Annotated in this window: 16 protein-coding genes, 1 pseudogene and 1 other annotated feature; of the genes and pseudogenes, 12 read left to right on the top strand and 5 right to left on the bottom strand. The window is 40.6% G+C overall.

Annotated features, from left to right (window positions below; all coding sequences use genetic code 11):
- Positions 1-14 precede the first annotated feature (14 nt).
- From FFM67_RS03555 to rlmN, 6 genes are all read left to right on the top strand, one after another.
- Positions 15-1106, top strand: coding sequence for a DUF871 domain-containing protein (locus tag FFM67_RS03555; RefSeq protein ID WP_137613254.1), 1092 nt, complete (start codon positions 15-17; stop codon positions 1104-1106).
- A gap of 79 nt (positions 1107-1185) precedes the next feature.
- Positions 1186-1411: a binding site (T-box leader), on the top strand.
- A gap of 335 nt (positions 1412-1746) precedes the next feature.
- Positions 1747-2388, top strand: a complete 642-nt coding sequence (locus tag FFM67_RS03545; RefSeq protein WP_137613378.1) for an amino acid ABC transporter permease — start codon at positions 1747-1749, stop codon at positions 2386-2388.
- A 13-nt stretch (positions 2389-2401) separates the two neighbouring features.
- On the top strand, positions 2402-3037 hold the full coding sequence (locus tag FFM67_RS03540; RefSeq protein ID WP_137613252.1) for an amino acid ABC transporter ATP-binding protein: 636 nt from the start codon (positions 2402-2404) through the stop codon (positions 3035-3037).
- A gap of 27 nt (positions 3038-3064) precedes the next feature.
- Entirely contained in the window at positions 3065-3895 is an 831-nt protein-coding gene (locus tag FFM67_RS03535; protein ID WP_137613251.1) for an amino acid ABC transporter substrate-binding protein, read from the top strand.
- Positions 3896-3970: 75 nt separating this feature from the next.
- Positions 3971-6370: a DNA translocase FtsK gene (locus FFM67_RS03530; RefSeq protein WP_137613250.1), complete on the top strand. Its 2400-nt coding sequence runs from the start codon at positions 3971-3973 to the stop codon at positions 6368-6370.
- A gap of 150 nt (positions 6371-6520) precedes the next feature.
- Positions 6521-7588 carry a dual-specificity RNA methyltransferase RlmN gene (gene rlmN / locus FFM67_RS03525; RefSeq protein ID WP_137613249.1) on the top strand — a complete coding sequence of 356 codons (1068 nt, stop codon included), beginning with the start codon at positions 6521-6523 and terminating at the stop codon, positions 7586-7588.
- 295 nt (positions 7589-7883) lie between these two features.
- Here the strand turns inward: rlmN and FFM67_RS03520 are convergent, their stop codons facing one another.
- From FFM67_RS03520 to FFM67_RS03500, 5 genes and pseudogenes are all read right to left on the bottom strand, one after another.
- Positions 7884-8363, bottom strand: coding sequence for a DUF2798 domain-containing protein (locus FFM67_RS03520; protein WP_137613248.1), 480 nt, complete (start codon positions 8361-8363; stop codon positions 7884-7886).
- A 210-nt stretch (positions 8364-8573) separates the two neighbouring features.
- Positions 8574-9401: an NUDIX domain-containing protein gene (locus tag FFM67_RS03515; protein ID WP_137613247.1), complete on the bottom strand. Its 828-nt coding sequence runs from the start codon at positions 9399-9401 to the stop codon at positions 8574-8576.
- 98 nt (positions 9402-9499) lie between these two features.
- Positions 9500-10432 carry a peptidylprolyl isomerase gene (locus FFM67_RS03510; protein ID WP_137613246.1) on the bottom strand — a complete coding sequence of 311 codons (933 nt, stop codon included), beginning with the start codon at positions 10430-10432 and terminating at the stop codon, positions 9500-9502.
- Positions 10433-10580: 148 nt separating this feature from the next.
- The gene (locus FFM67_RS03505) at positions 10581-10979 is read right to left on the bottom strand and encodes a YtxH domain-containing protein (protein WP_137613245.1); all 399 of its coding nucleotides are present in this window, start codon (positions 10977-10979) and stop codon (positions 10581-10583) included.
- Between the two features lies 1 nt (position 10980).
- A pseudogene (locus FFM67_RS03500) lies at positions 10981-11421 on the bottom strand (HIT family protein); the annotation flags it as partial.
- Between the two features lie 179 nt (positions 11422-11600).
- Between FFM67_RS03500 and FFM67_RS03495 the strand changes: the two are divergent.
- From FFM67_RS03495 to FFM67_RS03470, 6 genes are all read left to right on the top strand, one after another.
- A complete protein-coding gene (locus tag FFM67_RS03495) occupies positions 11601-12338 on the top strand; it encodes an ABC transporter ATP-binding protein (protein ID WP_137613243.1) in 738 nt (245 codons plus the stop codon).
- Entirely contained in the window at positions 12331-13539 is a 1209-nt protein-coding gene (locus FFM67_RS03490) for an ABC transporter permease (protein ID WP_137613242.1), read from the top strand. The genes FFM67_RS03495 and FFM67_RS03490 overlap by 8 nt, the downstream gene beginning before the upstream one ends.
- 4 nt (positions 13540-13543) lie before the next feature.
- A complete protein-coding gene (dat, locus tag FFM67_RS03485) occupies positions 13544-14413 on the top strand; it encodes a D-amino-acid transaminase (RefSeq protein WP_137613241.1) in 870 nt (289 codons plus the stop codon).
- Positions 14414-14502: 89 nt separating this feature from the next.
- Complete coding sequence (locus FFM67_RS03480) at positions 14503-15285, top strand: phosphotransferase family protein (protein WP_137613240.1); 783 nt, start codon at positions 14503-14505, stop codon at positions 15283-15285.
- Between the two features lie 92 nt (positions 15286-15377).
- Positions 15378-16028 (top strand): tRNA (guanosine(46)-N7)-methyltransferase TrmB, encoded by a 651-nt coding sequence (gene trmB / locus FFM67_RS03475; RefSeq protein ID WP_137613239.1) that lies wholly within the window; start codon positions 15378-15380, stop codon positions 16026-16028.
- Positions 16029-16257: 229 nt separating this feature from the next.
- Entirely contained in the window at positions 16258-16506 is a 249-nt protein-coding gene (locus tag FFM67_RS03470; protein ID WP_137613238.1) for a hypothetical protein, read from the top strand.
- Positions 16507-16520 lie beyond the last annotated feature (14 nt).

Below are 16520 nucleotides of genomic sequence, written 5' to 3'. Positions count from 1 at the left end.
CAGGAGGAAAACGAATGAAACGTGAATTAGGTATTTCGGTTTATCCCGATCATAGTGATCCGCAAGCGGATCGTGAGTATATCAAAAAAGCAGCAGAACTTGGCTATACTCGTATCTTCATGAGTATGTTGGAGGTAACGGAAGGCAAAGAGAAGGTCAGTGAGAAATTCGGCAGCATTATCCATTTTGCGAAAGAGTTAGGAATGGAAACAGTATTGGATATTGCTCCTTCGATTTTTAACGACTTGGGGATCTCCTATGATGACTTGAGCTTTTTTGCTGAGTTAGGCGCTGAAGGGATTCGTTTGGACGAAGGCTTCGACGGCAATAAAGAAGCAATGTTAAGCTACAATCCAGAAGGTCTAGCGATTGAGTTGAATATGAGTAACAATGTGGCTTATCTTGATAATATTTTATCTTATGAAGCGAATGAACCGTTTATCTACGGCTGTCATAATTTCTATCCGCAAGAAGGTTCCGCGCTCCCATATGATTTTTTTGTTGATTGCAGCAAACGATTCAAAAATCATGGGATCAAGACTGCCGCGTTTATTACGAGTCAATCTGCTGAATACGGTCCTTGGGATGTCAATGATGGGCTGCCTACTTTAGAGATGCATCGTCATTTGCCGATTGATCTACAAGCTCGGCATATGTTTGCTACAGGCTTGATTGATACCGTGATTATCGGAAATGCCTATGCATCAGCTGAAGAGTTGGAAAAAGTAGCGGCAGTCGATCGTTACAAAGTCAGCTTAGGAATCGAATTTGTACCAGATGTGACATCTGTTGAGAAAAAAATCGTGGCTGATTCAAAACATTTCCGCAGAGGAGATATTACTTCTACCGCGGTTCGCTCAACAATGGTGCGGGTAAAATACGCAGACGTTGCCAACCCGGTTCATGACAATACGCAAGAATTCCAAGTGGGCGATGTTGTTGTGGGCAATGATGAATTCGGTAAATACAAAAATGAATTACAAATCGTTCTGGAGCCTCATAGTGATACTCGTAAAAACTTAGTTGGAAAAATTCCGCAAGCCGAATTAATTATGCTGGACTTTTTAAAACCGTGGACGAAATTTCAATTTGTTGCTAAAAACTAAATTTGAAGTTCATGATAAAAAGATGAGGTTCTTTATTGACAAACCCTCTAAAGGCGTGTAAAGTATGACTCAACTTAATCAAACGACAATGAAAAGAAGAGTAGCAGTTCATTTGTTCCCAGAGAGTCTCTGATTGGTGAAAAGAGACAACGATGATTTGTGAACCACATCTTTGAGTCGATTAGTTGAATCAAGTAGGCTGATCCGGGAGTGCCCGTTATAGCAGAGGTCAATTGACCAGTTGAGATCGTTCGTTGTGAGACGGCGATAAAAAAAGGTGGAACCACGTTATTCACGTCCTTTAGCCCTAGCGGCTAAAGGACTTTTTTATTTCTCAAACTAGTGATTGACCTATCGAGGTTCTTTTTGCGAGAAGAGAACAAAGATGAGGTGGAACCACGTAGCAAGCGTCCTCTGGTAGAAATACCAGAGGACTTTTTTTGTTTTTCTTTACGCATTAGCATAATTATAGAGATGGTAGGCGTAGCGAAGGTAAACTTATTTTTCGCAAAGTTAGAAAATTACTATCATTGGTAAGAGCTTGCTGTCAGTTTCACCTTGATCAAAGCGGACTTGTGTTAAGAGTAAACACTTTTGAAAGTCACACAGCTTTCGAAAAAATTGGAGGGATATTGGGATGATAAATTATTTGATCGAAGTCATGCCGCAATTATTACAAGGGGCAGAAATAACACTGAAATTATTTAGCTATACGATATTAGGCTCGTTGCCTTTGGGGATCATTTTATCCTTTGGCTTAGCCAGCCATTTCAAACCACTGCAATGGCTTATTCGTTTTTATGTCTGGATCATGCGGGGAACACCATTGCTGCTGCAGTTGATCTTTGTCTTTTATGGATTGCCATTGGTGGGCGTCGTATTTGATCGTTTCGAAGCCGCGCTGTTTGCTTTCGTATTGAACTATGCAGCTTATTACGCGGAGATTTTCCGTGGGGGAATTCAATCAATCCCGGTGGGACAATACGAAGCGTCAAAGGTGATCGGCTTGAATCCATTTCAAACAGTCACACGAATTATCATTCCTCAAGTAGTGAAGATCGTCTTACCTTCTGTTGGAAATGAGGTCATCAATTTAGTTAAGGACACTTCATTGGTTTATATCCTAGGCTTGTCTGATGTGATGCGGGCAGGAAAAATCGCGATGGAACGTGACACGACGTTGCTACCATTGTTTGGAGTAGCAATTATTTATTTAATCATGACGGCTGTTGTCTCGGTCATCTTGAAGCAATTAGAAAATCGTTTGAATTATTATCGTTAGGCGGGTGAAAAAAATGATTGAATTGAAAAAAGTAAACAAATCTTTCGGAACAAAAAAAGTCATCAATAATTTGGACCTAGTTATTCCAGATGGACAAATTTTAGCAATCGTTGGGCCTTCCGGTGGCGGAAAAACTACCCTGTTGCGGACGTTAGCAGGTTTGGAAACAGCTGATAGTGGGACTTTTTTATTAGACGGTCAGCCTTTTGATCCTAGTGGGGAAAAAAATAAAGAACAAGTGGTAGGGGTCGTTTTTCAAGATTTTCAACTGTTTCCACATTTAAGTGTGTTGGACAATATTACGATTGGTCCGCGACTAGTTCTAAAGCAAGATAAAGAAACATATCTAGCCAAGGCTAAAGAGTTGGCTGGCTTGTTGGGAATCGGAGAGTTGCTAAATAATTATCCGTACCAATTATCTGGCGGACAAAAGCAGCGGTTGGCGATTGCGCGGGCAATGGCGATGAATCCGAAGGTCTTGGCGTATGATGAACCAACCAGTGCATTAGATCCTGCCTTGCGGCAACAAGTGGAGAATTTAATCTTAGGTTTGAAGGCCGATGGCGTGACCCAGATCGTCGTAACCCATGACTTAGTATTTGCTGAAGCGATCGGGGATAAAGTTTTAAAGGTGGAACCAATTAAATAAAACATAAATGAAGTAGGAGGAGTTCGTATGAAAATGAAAAAAATTATTTTAGGAATGATCACGGTTTTGACTTTAGTAACCTTAGGTGCCTGTGGCAAGAAAGAAGCTAGCAGCAGTGACGACAGCTGGAAAACGATCGAAAAAGATAAAAAAGTAACGATCGGTTTAGACGATACTTTTGTGCCAATGGGGTTTAAAGATGAAGATGGAAAAATCGTCGGATTTGACGTTGATCTTGCTAAAGCAGTCTTCGATGAATATGGGATCAAAGCCAAGTTTCAACCGATTGATTGGTCAATGAAAGAAAATGAATTAGACAATGGTACGATTGATTTGATTTGGAATGGCTATACTGTGACGAAATCGCGGGAAAAGAAAGTGTTGTTCAGTGATCCATACGCACAAAATGAACAAGTCTTAGTCACGAAAAAAGATAGCGGCATTACCAAAGCTTCCGAAATGAAAGATAAAATTTTAGGTGCGCAAGAAGGGTCTTCTGGTTATGAAGCCTTTGGCAATGAGCCTAAGCTGTTAAAAGACATTGTTAAGGACAACGATGCTACGTTATATGCCAGCTTCAATGAGGCGATGATCGATTTGGAAAATGGTCGGATTAACGGTTTATTGATTGATAAAGTGTATGCGGACTACTACTTGAAGAAAGCCAATAAATTGGATAAATACACTATTTCAAGTGTTGGCTTCAAAAATGAGGATTTCGCAGTTGGTGCACGAAAAGGTGACAAAGAATTAGTCGGAAAAATCAATGCTGCCTTTAAGAAATTACAAGAAGATGGCAAATACGCTGAAATCTCTAAGAAATGGTTTGGCGAAGAATTGTCATTACCAAAAGAATAAACAGGAAAAGGCGAACAAAACTTTTGTTCGCCTTCTTTTTTTTGTATAATAGAACAGAATGAAAAGAGGGATAGCATGGCGCAGAAAAAGCGTACCAAGAAAAAAAGAAAAACAAAAAAACAAAAACAACTGCAAGAACAGCGCCTGATTATCGGAATCGGTATCTTATTCATCCTGTTCGCAGTCTTTTCCTTATTTAGTCTCGGCTTTCTCGGAAATCTGATCGCCAACGTTCTGCGTTTGATCGGCGGCAATACGTATCAGTTCCTAGCCTTGCTTTTAGGGTTATATGGCGCGCTCTTAGTCGCAAAAAATACGAAGCTGCGATTAACAAAGCCGCGGCGCTGGTTAGGCATTGGTATTTTTTATTTAGGTATTTTGTTGATTTTACATGCCCGATTATTTGCGAATGTTGAAAGTCAAAATCCGAATGTATTGAAAACGACCTGGGATCTTTTGATGGTTGATCTTTTAGGTAATCAAATCACCCAAAATGTTGGTGGCGGAATGGTGGGGGGCGCACTGTATAGCCTCAGTCATTTTCTAGTTTCTCAGATTGGCAGTTATATCATCGCGGTCTTACTGTTAGTGTTAGGTGTTTTCTTGTTCAGCTTATTAGACTTTAATCAAGTCACCGATTATTTAGCCAATTTTACGGAAGCACTGAAAGAAAAATTATCTGAATCTGATGAAAAAAAAGCTTTGCGAGATGAAAAACGACAAGAACGCCAAGCGCAAAAAGCGCAAGCTAAGGCAGAAAAACAAGCTGCCGAAAAAGCAGCGTTGAAAGCAGAACAAGTCGAACGGGAAAAAAATCGAGTGCGGTCATTGAGCCCCGGTGAACAGTTGGCAAAAGAAAATCAAGAAAAGGTTGAGCGGGAACCGGAGCAAATGACGCTTGTTCCGATTGAAGGATTCCAGGAAAACTTGGAATCAGTGGCACCCGCACCCCAGAAAAAAAGGGAGCAACCGGAAGAAGAACTGGAAGATCCAGGCGATCTTGAATTTGAGATTAACGCAGAACCGGAGGATCATGATTATCAATTGCCACCATCGACCTTATTAGATTCGATTCCAGCGACGGATCAAAGTGACGAATATAAAAAGATCGAGCAAAATATTAAGGTCTTAGAAAAAACCTTTAACAGCTTCGGCGTCGATGCCAAAGTAGTCAAAGCCAGCTTAGGACCCTCGGTCACTAAATTTGAAGTCCAGCCGGCTGTCGGTGTAAAGGTCAGCAAGATCGTTAATTTAACCGATGATATCGCCTTGGCTTTAGCCGCAAAGGATGTCCGGATGGAGGCACCGATTCCTGGAAAATCATTGATTGGGATTGAAGTACCAAATGGCACCATCAGTACCGTTTCTTTCCGTGATATTATTGAAGCTCAGCCAAATCATCCAGATAAAATTTTGGAAGTTCCTTTGGGTCGAGATATTTCTGGTATGGTCCAAACCGCAGATCTAACAAAAATGCCTCACTTGTTAGTTGCCGGTTCAACAGGGAGCGGGAAATCTGTGTCGATTAATGGGATCATTACTAGCATCTTGATGCGGGCCAAGCCCAATGAAGTGAAGCTTATGATGATTGACCCGAAAATGGTTGAGTTGAATGTGTATAATGGGATTCCCCATTTGTTGACGCCAGTCGTGACGAATCCAAGAAAAGCGGCGCAAGCCTTGCAAAAAGTTGTACAGGAAATGGAAGAGCGCTACGAAAAATTCGCGGCTACTGGTGTGCGAAATATTTCTGGCTTCAATGAGTTAGTGATCCAAAAAAATTTAGAAGACGGTCAGAACCGCCCAATTCTGCCCTTTATTGTGGTCATCGTGGATGAGTTGGCTGATTTGATGATGGTAGCCAGCAACGAAGTCGAAGATGCCATTACTCGCTTAGCACAAATGGCTCGGGCAGCGGGAATTCATATGATATTGGCGACGCAAAGACCCAGTGTCGATGTCATCACCGGGATTATTAAAGCCAATGTTCCGTCCCGGATCGCCTTCGCTGTTTCCAGCGGGACAGATTCACGGACGATCATTGACAGTAACGGTGCGGAAAAGCTTTTAGGTCGCGGGGATATGTTGTTCTTGCCAATGGGAGAGAACAAACCGATCCGGGTCCAAGGCGCCTTTATTTCTGATCATGAAGTCGAGCAGATCGTAGAATTTGTTTCCGATCAACAAGAAGCGCATTACGAAGAAAAAATGATGCCGACAGAAGAAACGACTTCTTCGCCATCAGAAACGCCGCAGGATGAGTTGTATGAAGAAGCCAAAGCACTAGTAGTGGAAATGCAAACAGCTAGTATTTCTTTACTGCAACGCCGCTTCCGCATCGGCTACAATCGTGCCGCACGAATCGTAGATGAGTTGGAAGATCATGGGGTTATCGGGCCTTCTACCGGTAGTAAGCCACGGGAAGTCTTGGTGGAAAAAACCGAAGAAGAGTTAGAAAATCCATTGGATGAATAATGAAAGATAGTCTAGAGAAATCTAGACTATCTTTTTCTTTTTCTAAAGTGGATTGTTTTCTCTTTGTGAATCAGTTATAGTATGTAGCGAATGTTTCAAAATGATTTTTAGTACATAGAGAGTCATTGAACAGAAGTAGGAGGAATCACCTTGGAAAAACCCTCGATTTACGGTTTAAGCAGAGAAGAATTAGTTGAATGGTTTCTGGAGCATGGCGAGAAGAAATTTCGGGCGACACAAGTCTGGGAATGGCTATACCGCAGTCGTGTGGCCGAGTTTGCCGACATGAGCAACCTTTCAAAACAAACCATCGCGTTGCTAGAAGAAAACTTTATCATCAATCCACTGAAACAATTAGTCGTACAAGAAGCGAGCGATGGTACAGTTAAATATTTATTTGAATTGCCGGATCATTTAATGATCGAAACGGTCTTAATGCGTCAGGAATACGGTTTGTCTGTTTGTGTGACGACCCAAGTTGGTTGTAATATCGGCTGTACATTTTGTGCCTCAGGTTTATTAAAAAAACAACGGGACTTAACGGCAGGAGAAATCGTTGCGCAAATCATGTTAGTCCAACATTATTTTGACGAACGTGGCGAAGAGGAACGAGTTTCTCATGTGGTTGTGATGGGAATCGGCGAACCTTTCGACAACTATAAGAACGTCATGAACTTTTTACATGTAATCAATGACGACAAAGGCATGGCGATCGGTGCTCGACACATTACTGTCTCAACAAGCGGTTTAGTGCCAAAAATCAAAAAATTCGCGGAAAACGGTTTGCAAGTGAACTTAGCAATTTCGTTACATGCACCAAATAACGAAGTGCGCTCATCCATCATGCGAATCAATCGCAGCTTCCCAATCGAAAAATTGATGGAAGCAGTAGATTATTATATTGAAGAGACCAATCGACGGGTGACCTTTGAATACATTATGTTGTCCGGTGTCAATGATCGTCCCGATCATGCGCAAGAATTAGCCGACTTAATGAAAAATAAGAAAAAATTAGTCTACGTAAACTTGATTCCATACAATCCAGTAAGCGAACATGACCAATACTCTCGCAGTAGTAAAGCGGATGTCTTACGTTTTTATGATGTCTTGAAGAAAAACGGCATCAACTGCGTAATCCGTAAAGAACACGGAACCGATATCGACGCAGCTTGTGGTCAATTACGCAGTAAACAAATGAAAAAAGCAGAAGTGAACTAAGTTTAACTCCCTCATTTTTAAAATGGGGGAGTTATTTTGTCAGTTGTACTTTTCACAGTAGTATAAAATACAGTTGCTATAAATTTGCGAACAGGCAGTTTAGCTATTGATAGACGAAATGAAAACCAAGGAATTTTTGGGGCTTTTGGAAAAGTTGCTTTCGCTAAATCGACATAGCAGTGAGTGGCTCTTAAATTGAGAAAGTTCCGCCGTTGTCAAAAAGGTCAGCTAAGTGAGTTAACGACCAAACGTCCTCAAAAAATCTTGTACAATATAGAAAAAAGAAGTTTATTTACTAATCTAAGATAGTTCCTTCTGGGAATAGTCGGCGGAAAACTTTTCGTACCAAAGGACCCGCAATGAGTAATTGAAAAGGTAGAGCCATAGCAACATTTTTTAAACTATTCGTTCCCCAAAAAAGCAAGAGTTGGTTCCATGCTTGTGTGTGGCTCAAACCTTCAACAGCGCCATATAATGACATGAAAAAAACCATCGGCAAGACCATACAGGTAGAAACGGTCATGACCGTTTTTAACGGACTGGCAAAAGTTGGAAGCAGACGAAAGGCAACTTTTTTCGCAGGTCCGGAGACGACGAACCAGTCTAAGACTAGCGCGCAGCAATAGGCTGGTGGCATACCGAGCCAGCTGGCTTTCAAGACGGTCCAATTCACTTCGCCGCTATGTAAACCGACGTTGTAAATGCTCATCCATAGAACCATCACAAAACACATCATCAACGTATAAATAAGACTTTCTCTTTTATTTTTGGGCATTAAAAATCCTCCTTTGTTCAGGCAGTCAGTTTTTTTCTCACGGCCTGTCTGATTCCGTTTCCTATTTTAATAAGAAGTGGAACGCACAAAAAAGTGGCTGTCGAATAACTCGTTACGACGGCCACTTAGGGATCTTCACTGCGTTATGGAAAGACAAATTTTTGCTGCTTCCATTATAAACATATTTTTTCTTTTGATGTAAGTAACATTTTATTTTTTTTCACCAATCTCGTCTTTTAAGCGATATATTTTGGAGGGACGCCCAATTCCCACAGGACGTTCACCGATTTCATCAAAGTATTGGAGCATTGCTTTTTTATAATTGGAGTGATCAACTGTCTTGAAATCCACCCCTAAAAATTTAGCAAAGACTTTTCTGGCTTCGGTGATCGTGAATTCTTTGCCTAACACTTGCAAGATCAAAGGTTCGTGATCCATTTTGTTAAGCACACGATTGAAGGCTTTACGGATGATCTCGTTATGGTCAAAGGCGAGCGTGTCTTTACCAACGGATTTTCCAGCTTCTAACTCAATCTCAATGGAAATGTCATCACTAGTCAAGCTGATGGTTTCACCATGACGCTCAAGGTTGAACCAGCGAGCATCTTGCGTGTCGTCGCCAGCAGTTGGGGGAACTTGTCCGATAAAGGCTAAATAACTAACGGTGATTACCCAGCCGCGGGGATCGCGATTCGGTGTACTGAAAGTGTGAAGTTGTTCGACACTTTTCCGGCCAATCGTCAAGCCGGTTTCTTCTTCTGTTTCTCTTCGAACACTGTCGTTGGTAGATTCGTTTCGTTCAACGAACCCACCAGGTAGCGCCCAAGAGTTGCGGTAAGGATTTCCTCGACGTTGAATCAATAAAATTTTTAATTGGTCTTCTTCTTTGTTATACCCCATGATCACGATGTCAACAGTGACTGAAGGCTTGTCATATTCGGGTTGGTCTTGTTCTTTATACCAAGCGATGAATTCCGCTTCATCAGCAACGTGTTCATAATAATCTTTTTCTGCTTCCTTAGAGGCAAATTGTTTCATGCGATCTTCACCCATTTTCTTATAAGTATTCGTGACTTTATTGTAGCATGAATAACAAAAAAAGGGGAATTCCTGTTGGAATTCCCCTTTTGTGACTCTTATTTCGTTGATTCAGTGGTTGCTTTTTTATTTGAGCTGTTGGTTGTTAAGAAGTCAGATAAGATATTTTCGAAAGTATCGTCTTTAATCTTCACGTTGGCTTTCTTTAATTCTTCCGCGATTACTTTAGAAGAGAAGGTTTGGTCAGCCATTTTAGTATCTTCAGCTATTTGTTTCAATTCTTTTTTGTATTTGTCCATGTCATTGCCTTTGGAAGAATTTTTTTCCATTTTAACAATGTAGTAGCTTGATTGGTAAGTAGAAGAGTCCATTGAAGTGATGACATCTGAAACTTCGCCATCTTTCAATTTGAAAGCTGCTTCTTTTACTTCTGCTGGGACAGTTGATGATTGTGAGTCAAATTTGATTTCGCCGCCATCTTTCTTAGTTGTTGGATCTTGTGATTTTTCTTTTGCGATTTTTGCGAAATCACCTTTGTCATCTAATTGTTTCTTGATCTCTTTGGCTTCATCTTCGCTGCTTGCAAGAATAATGCGGGCAGTTACTTCTGGGTGGAATGAATCCCAAGCCGCTTTTATATCTTTATCAGTAATCTTCACATGAGCTTTCAGCCCCGCTTGGAAGGCTAAAGATTGTTTCAAGTATTCCTTGTAAGTTTTTTTCGTGTAGCCAGCAGATTTTAACTGACTTTCGAAGCTATCGCCCATTTGTTTTTCTGATTTTTCATATTCTTTGTCGATTTGCTTATCGGTTACTTTGTCACCATAAGCATTTTCAAAAACTTTGTAGATGATCATGTTACGGACCAAGCTTTGGTTTGATTGTTCTTTTTTAGCTTCGTTGTAGAAGTCTTCTACGGTTATTTTTCCGCCCTTCATTGTGGCGATATCTTGATTTGAACTTCCTGAACAGGCACCCAGTACGATAACACTAAGTAAGCCGGCAGTGGCTAAAAGAATCTTTTTTTTCATTTCAGTATTACAACTCCTAAATTAAAATTTACTTACACTTGTTATTCCGTTTCCACTATAACACACCTAAAAATACAAAAGGAAGAGCTTAAAAATAGTTTCCGAGAAAATTCATACTAAATACACAATTCGCCGCAAAAATGAAGAATTATTTCCCTTCAGCAGCTGGGTTAGGCCGCTCTAAAGCAAAACGGCCTTTTTTTATCACTTTTTGGCTTTCCTCTTGTTGAGGGAGTGCTTGGTTGATTTTTTCTATTTGTGCTTGGATCTGCTGGATGCGGGGTTCCGCTTGAAAGCGAAATTCTTCAACATCTTTTTCTACCCCCGATTTAAAGGCGGGAACCAAAGTATCGAAGGTTCCTTTTAAGGTAGCAAGGGAATCGCGGAAGTCGGTGAGATTATCATTCAGCTCATCGGTCAATTCGACTAACTCCCGGGTATTGATAATGATTTTTTCACGCGTCTCGATCCCTTTTCGCGGTGCTAAAAGTAAACCGCCTAGGGTTCCAAGGCCAGCACCAAATAAAAGTCCTTTAAACAATCCCATGTTAATTCACCTGTTCCTTGATTTTTTCTGCGATTGCTTGCATCTCCTCCGGTTTTTGTTGTTCCGCATGGTTGCCGAAGTGAATTGAGAAATCATCTTTTTTACTGTAACGAGGTACTAAATGGATATGAGAATGGAAAACAGATTGATAGGCTAATTCTTTATTATTATTTAAAATATTTAATCCTTCCATTTCAGGAAAAGCTTTTTCTAATGCGCGAGCAATTTTAGGAATGCGGGCAAAAACATCCGCTGCCAATGTTTCATCATATTCAAAAATATCGGTCACATGCTGTTTGGGCACAACTAAGGTATGACCTTTGGTTGTTTGAGAGATGTCTAAGAAAGCATAAACTTTTTCATCCTCATAAATTTTGTAGCTAGGAATTTCTTGGTTGATGATTTTACAAAAGATACAGTTTTCCATTAGAAACATCCTTTCTGAGTGTTTATTCGTGCTCTATTTTTTGTCGTTTGGCTATTTGTAAAAAGAGTCAACGACCGTAAATGCTTCCTTAACTTTACCATAACTTGTTCTACTTGTGCGGGAAAAGCTCAGTCGATCCTTAAATAATTATCGGATTCTGGTATAATATGAGCTAAGAAATTGGAGGGAACAAAATGAGCTTAGCAATTCAACATGTTACAGGAGGCTACGGCCATTTGCCTGTTTTAAAAGATATTAATTTTGAAGTTAAAAATGGCGAGATGATCGGCTTGATTGGTTTGAATGGAGCGGGAAAGTCCACCACGATTAAAAATATCATCGGACTCTTAACGCCGCAAAAGGGCACTATCACGGTTGATGATTTGACCTTGCAGCAAGAACCAGAAGAGTATCGCAAAAAAATTGGTTATATTCCTGAGACGCCTTCTTTATATGAAGAGTTGACGTTAAAGGAACATATTGAAGTAACCGCGATGGCTTATGGTATCCCAAAAGACGAGGCGATGCAGCGGGCGGAAGTCTTATTGAAAACCTTTCGTTTGGAAAACCGTTTGGAATGGTTCCCAACGAATTTTTCTAAAGGAATGAAACAAAAAGTGATGGTTTTATGTGCCTTTTTGATTCAACCAAGCCTCTATATTATCGATGAGCCGTTTTTAGGACTTGACCCATTGGCAATCAATGCTTTGCTTGAATTAATGGTTGCGATGAAGGAACAAGGTGCGGCGATTTTAATGTCCACGCATATTTTAGCAACGGCGGAAAAGTATTGTGATCGTTTTGTCGTTTTACATGAAGGTGAGGTTCGAGCACAAGGGACGTTAGACGAGTTGCAAATGGAATTTAATTTGCCAGGTTCTTCATTAGATGAAATATACTTGGCCTTGACGAAGGGGAAGGAACATGCGTGATTTTTTTCAGTTGCGGAGCCAGCGACATCAGAAAAAAATGATGAAATATATGCGCTATGTCTTAAATGATCACTTTGTTCTGGTGTGTTTATTTTTAGTCGGCGGCTTAGCCTTTTATTATTCGAATCTATTGAAGCAATTACCATCTGATTTTATTTGGAGTTTGCCAATTGTCGGTCTCGTCTGGTGGGTGATTTTGCCCTTTGGGAAATTAGCGACCTTGGCTGAACCTGCCGATATGACTTTTTTATTACCAAAGGAAAAAGAAATGGGCTCCTATTTGACTCGTAGCTTAGTCCATTCAATCAGTTTTCCTTTTGCAGTAGAGCTGCTAATCTGCGGTGCATTGATGCCCTTAGTGGTATTAGCGAATCACAGTCGTTTCGTCAATTTTTTCTTTTATGTAGCAATGCTTTGGTTGTTGAAGTTTGCTCATTTACGCTTACAGCGTCTCGCTTGTTATCAAGAAAGCCATACGTTGGTTCAACGGCTGATGTTTGTATGGTTTGCAGCTAGTTTGATAACCATTTTCGTGAGCTTATATGTTGCAGCTTGGCTGGGTTTGATTTTAGCGTTGTGTGTCGTCGTGCTTTTTTATTGGCAGACCAATGAACAAAGCCGACTGCTTGATTGGAGCAAAATGATTGATCGTGAAAATGCGCGGCTGCATCGGATTTATCAGTTTATTAATTTATTTACCGATGTTCCTGAGGTAGAAGCGAAAGTGCGCCGGCGTAAATATTTAGACGGCTTTTTAGCCAATATCTCATTTAAACAGGAAAATACGTATTTGTATTTATTTGCCCGCGGCGCCTTACGTGGTGCTGAATATGGTAGCTTATTTTTCCGGCTATTAGTGGTTGGCGGGGTGCTCTTACTCTCGTTGACTGATTTTCGTTTTATTGTCGGAATTAGCTTGTTATTTATATATCTAATCGGTTTTCAAATGATTCCCTTGTACAGTCAATTTGATTACATCAGCGCGGTCCAGCTTTATCCTGTGCCACGTAAATTTAAAAAAGCCGCATTGCAACGGGTGCTGACGTTATTGTTGGTAGCGACGGCGATCATTTTTAGCTTATGTAGTTTGATTCATTTGGCAATCGGTGAAAGTTTGGTGCTACTTGTTGTGTTGTTAATTGAAATTGGTTTGTTTAGCTGGTTTTATCTTCCAGCGAGAATAAAGAAAATGGAGGACTGAGTGAATGAAAGTATTATGGAATGATCAGATCGTCGATGAATCAGAAGTAAAAATTGATTTAGAAGACCGGGGTTATCAGTTTGGTGATGGTATTTATGAAGTGATTCGAATTTATGACGGCTACTTCTATATGGAAAAGGAACATTTGGATCGACTTTGGACCAGTGCGGAAAAGATTCGTTTGACCTTGCCTTTCACGCGAATAGAGCTAAGTCAGCGACTACATCGTCTAGCGGCAGAAGTTGGGTTAGCAAATGCTCGCATTTATTTCCAAGTGACGCGAGGAACAGCGAAACCACGGTTACATGATTTTCCTGATCCAGCAGAAGTGCCCCCCGTTTTGTTAGCAGATATCCAACCAGCAACACGACCGGCTTCCAAGCAAAATATCGGTATTCAAGCCGGCTTTGTAGAAGACAAACGTTGGCTTCATTGCGATATTAAATCGATTAGCTTATTGGGAAACTTATTGGCCTTGGATGAGGCGAAGCAAAAAGGGTATGATGAAGCCGTCTTAGTTCGTGATGGAAATGTTACCGAGGCTTCTGCTTCGAATTTATGGATGGTTAGCGGCGGTGTGCTTTATACCCATCCGGATGGAAATTTAATTTTACCTGGGATCGCTAAATTAAAAATTCGTCAGCTGGCTAAGGTTTTAGGGATCGAACTGCGAGAAGAAACATTTACGAAAAAAGAATTATTAGCGGCGGAAGAATGCTTTAAAACGAGTTCCGTTGCGGAAATTATGCCAATTGTAGAAATTGATGATCAAACAATTGGTGATGGCATGCCGGGACCAGTCACAAAAAAATTGCTGGCTGCTTATATTGAAGCCATTGAACTCGCTGTTCAAGCCCATCAAAATGAAAAATAAACAAAGAAGAACATACATGCTCTTGACGAAGTGGGCTTCCCAGACTACAATAGTAAATACGTTTAAAATGCTAGGGGAGGGCCTTTTTCATGGAGTTTCAGTTGGATAGTGACTGGCGTGTACAGCCGATCAAAGGCGATACAGGAAAAACGTATATCGGCTATCGCGATGAGGATCGTGTCTTTATTAAACGCAATACCACTCCAATGTTGGCGGCTCTATCTCGTGAAGGCATTGCACCGAAGCTTGTTTGGATCAAACGAACAGGGGATGGCGACACCTTGACCGCTCAGGAATGGCTAGATGGACGAATTCTTGAGCCGGAAGAAATCGTACAGCGTAATGATGTTGTGGATGTTTTGTATCATTTGCATCATTCGGCTTCTTTGAAAGTGATGCTAAAAAAAATGGGTGGCCGACAAGTCTCACCACAGCAATTATTAGCGGATTATGAAGCGAATTTGCCGACGATGATCAAACAAAATAGCTTCATTGAATTAGTCTATGATTATTTGAAAAAAAATATTCCTACTTACGCAAAAAAAAATTACACCGTCGTTCATGGCGATGTGAATCATCGAAATTGGTTGGTATGTTCGAACTATTTATATTTGGTTGATTGGGATTCAGTGATGTTCGCTGATCCGGCGTTAGATATTGGAACGATCTTAGGCAATTATGTGCCGCTGTCTAGTTGGAGCAAGTGGCTCGTTCGCTACGGCATTCGGCCAACGGATGAGAATATGGAACGCGTTTATTGGTATGGCTTAATGAGTTTATTACTAGAAATCGCTCGTCAATACAAGCGCCAAGAATTCCACCATATGAATCAATCCATCTTACAATTAAAACGAATTTTTGCCGGAAGTTGATGCGCGGTGAAAAAGAAACATTTTTCCATTTTTTTTGGAAAAATGTTTCTTTATTATGAATGGTACATAAATAGATTCTTTGGAGGAAAAAAATGCGAGTTAGAAATCGTCCGGGTGCGGCAGAAATGTTAGCTGCTCGACCTGAATATGTAGTAGCAGATCCTGAGGCTTGGAAGGGCCGTTGGACAGAACGTTTTGGCAATAATCATCCGATCCAGATTGAGATCGGCATGGGCAAAGGTCAATTTATTACCGGAATGGCAGCAGCCCATCCGGAAATCAATTATATCGGAGTAGAAATGCAAGTCAGTGTGATCTCTTTGGCGTTAGATAAATTAGTCGAAGCAGAATTGCCGAACTTACAATTATTACATGTGGATGGCTCGGAGCTGACAAATTATTTTGCGGATAGCGAGATCGATCAAATTTATTTGAATTTTTCTGATCCGTGGCCTAAGAAGAAACACGAAAAACGTCGCTTGACCTCACCAAATTTCCTAGCGGTAGATGAAGAAATCTTACGACCTGCCGGAGAAATTCATTTCAAAACAGACAATCAAGGACTGTTTGAGTATTCGCTAAGCAGTTTTTCAAAATACGGCATGACCTTGCAACAAGTGTGGTTGGATCTGCATGAAAGTAATTATGAAGGCAACATCATGACCGAATATGAAGAAAAATTTTCAAAAAAAGGCCAACCTATTTATCGCGTAGAAGCCCGTTTTCAAGACAAAACAAACTAACTGTTCAAGCGATTTGACAGCACACACGTCTAAATGATTGTTTATGCGCAAAAAAGCCGAGATGCATATCTCGGCTTTTTTGCGTTCTATTACACACTTCGGCATAGTACCAGTTCTTTTTTATCGATTTTATTTGACTCACCTGCTGGAAGAAGCTACCTAATAAAAATTCTAACTCATTAGAAACGAAACAGAATTTTTACGTATCTTATTTGTGAGGTGAAAGGAAATGGAGATCGAAGAGCTTTCGGATGAACTAATCCAATACGGTTTCAATCAGCAAATGCAGGATTTTTATTTATTGCCCAAAAAAGAAATGTACCATTGGTTTTTCCGCCGGGGTTCTTTCTTTGACTATAAAAATACTAACCTAGCCTATGAAAAAAATGAATTGACTATTGCGACTGCATTACAGCCTGCATTCCCGAATTGTGTAACGATAATCACTCGAAAAACCGCTGTAACGCTTGATATATAGCGGTTTTTTTGTAG

It is taken from the genome of Enterococcus viikkiensis, from assembly GCF_005405345.1.
In the GTDB taxonomy this organism is placed as follows: domain Bacteria; phylum Bacillota; class Bacilli; order Lactobacillales; family Enterococcaceae; genus Enterococcus_A; species Enterococcus_A viikkiensis.
The sequence above is the reverse complement of the archived record's forward strand: the minus strand, read 5'-3'. Positions and strand labels throughout refer to the sequence as shown.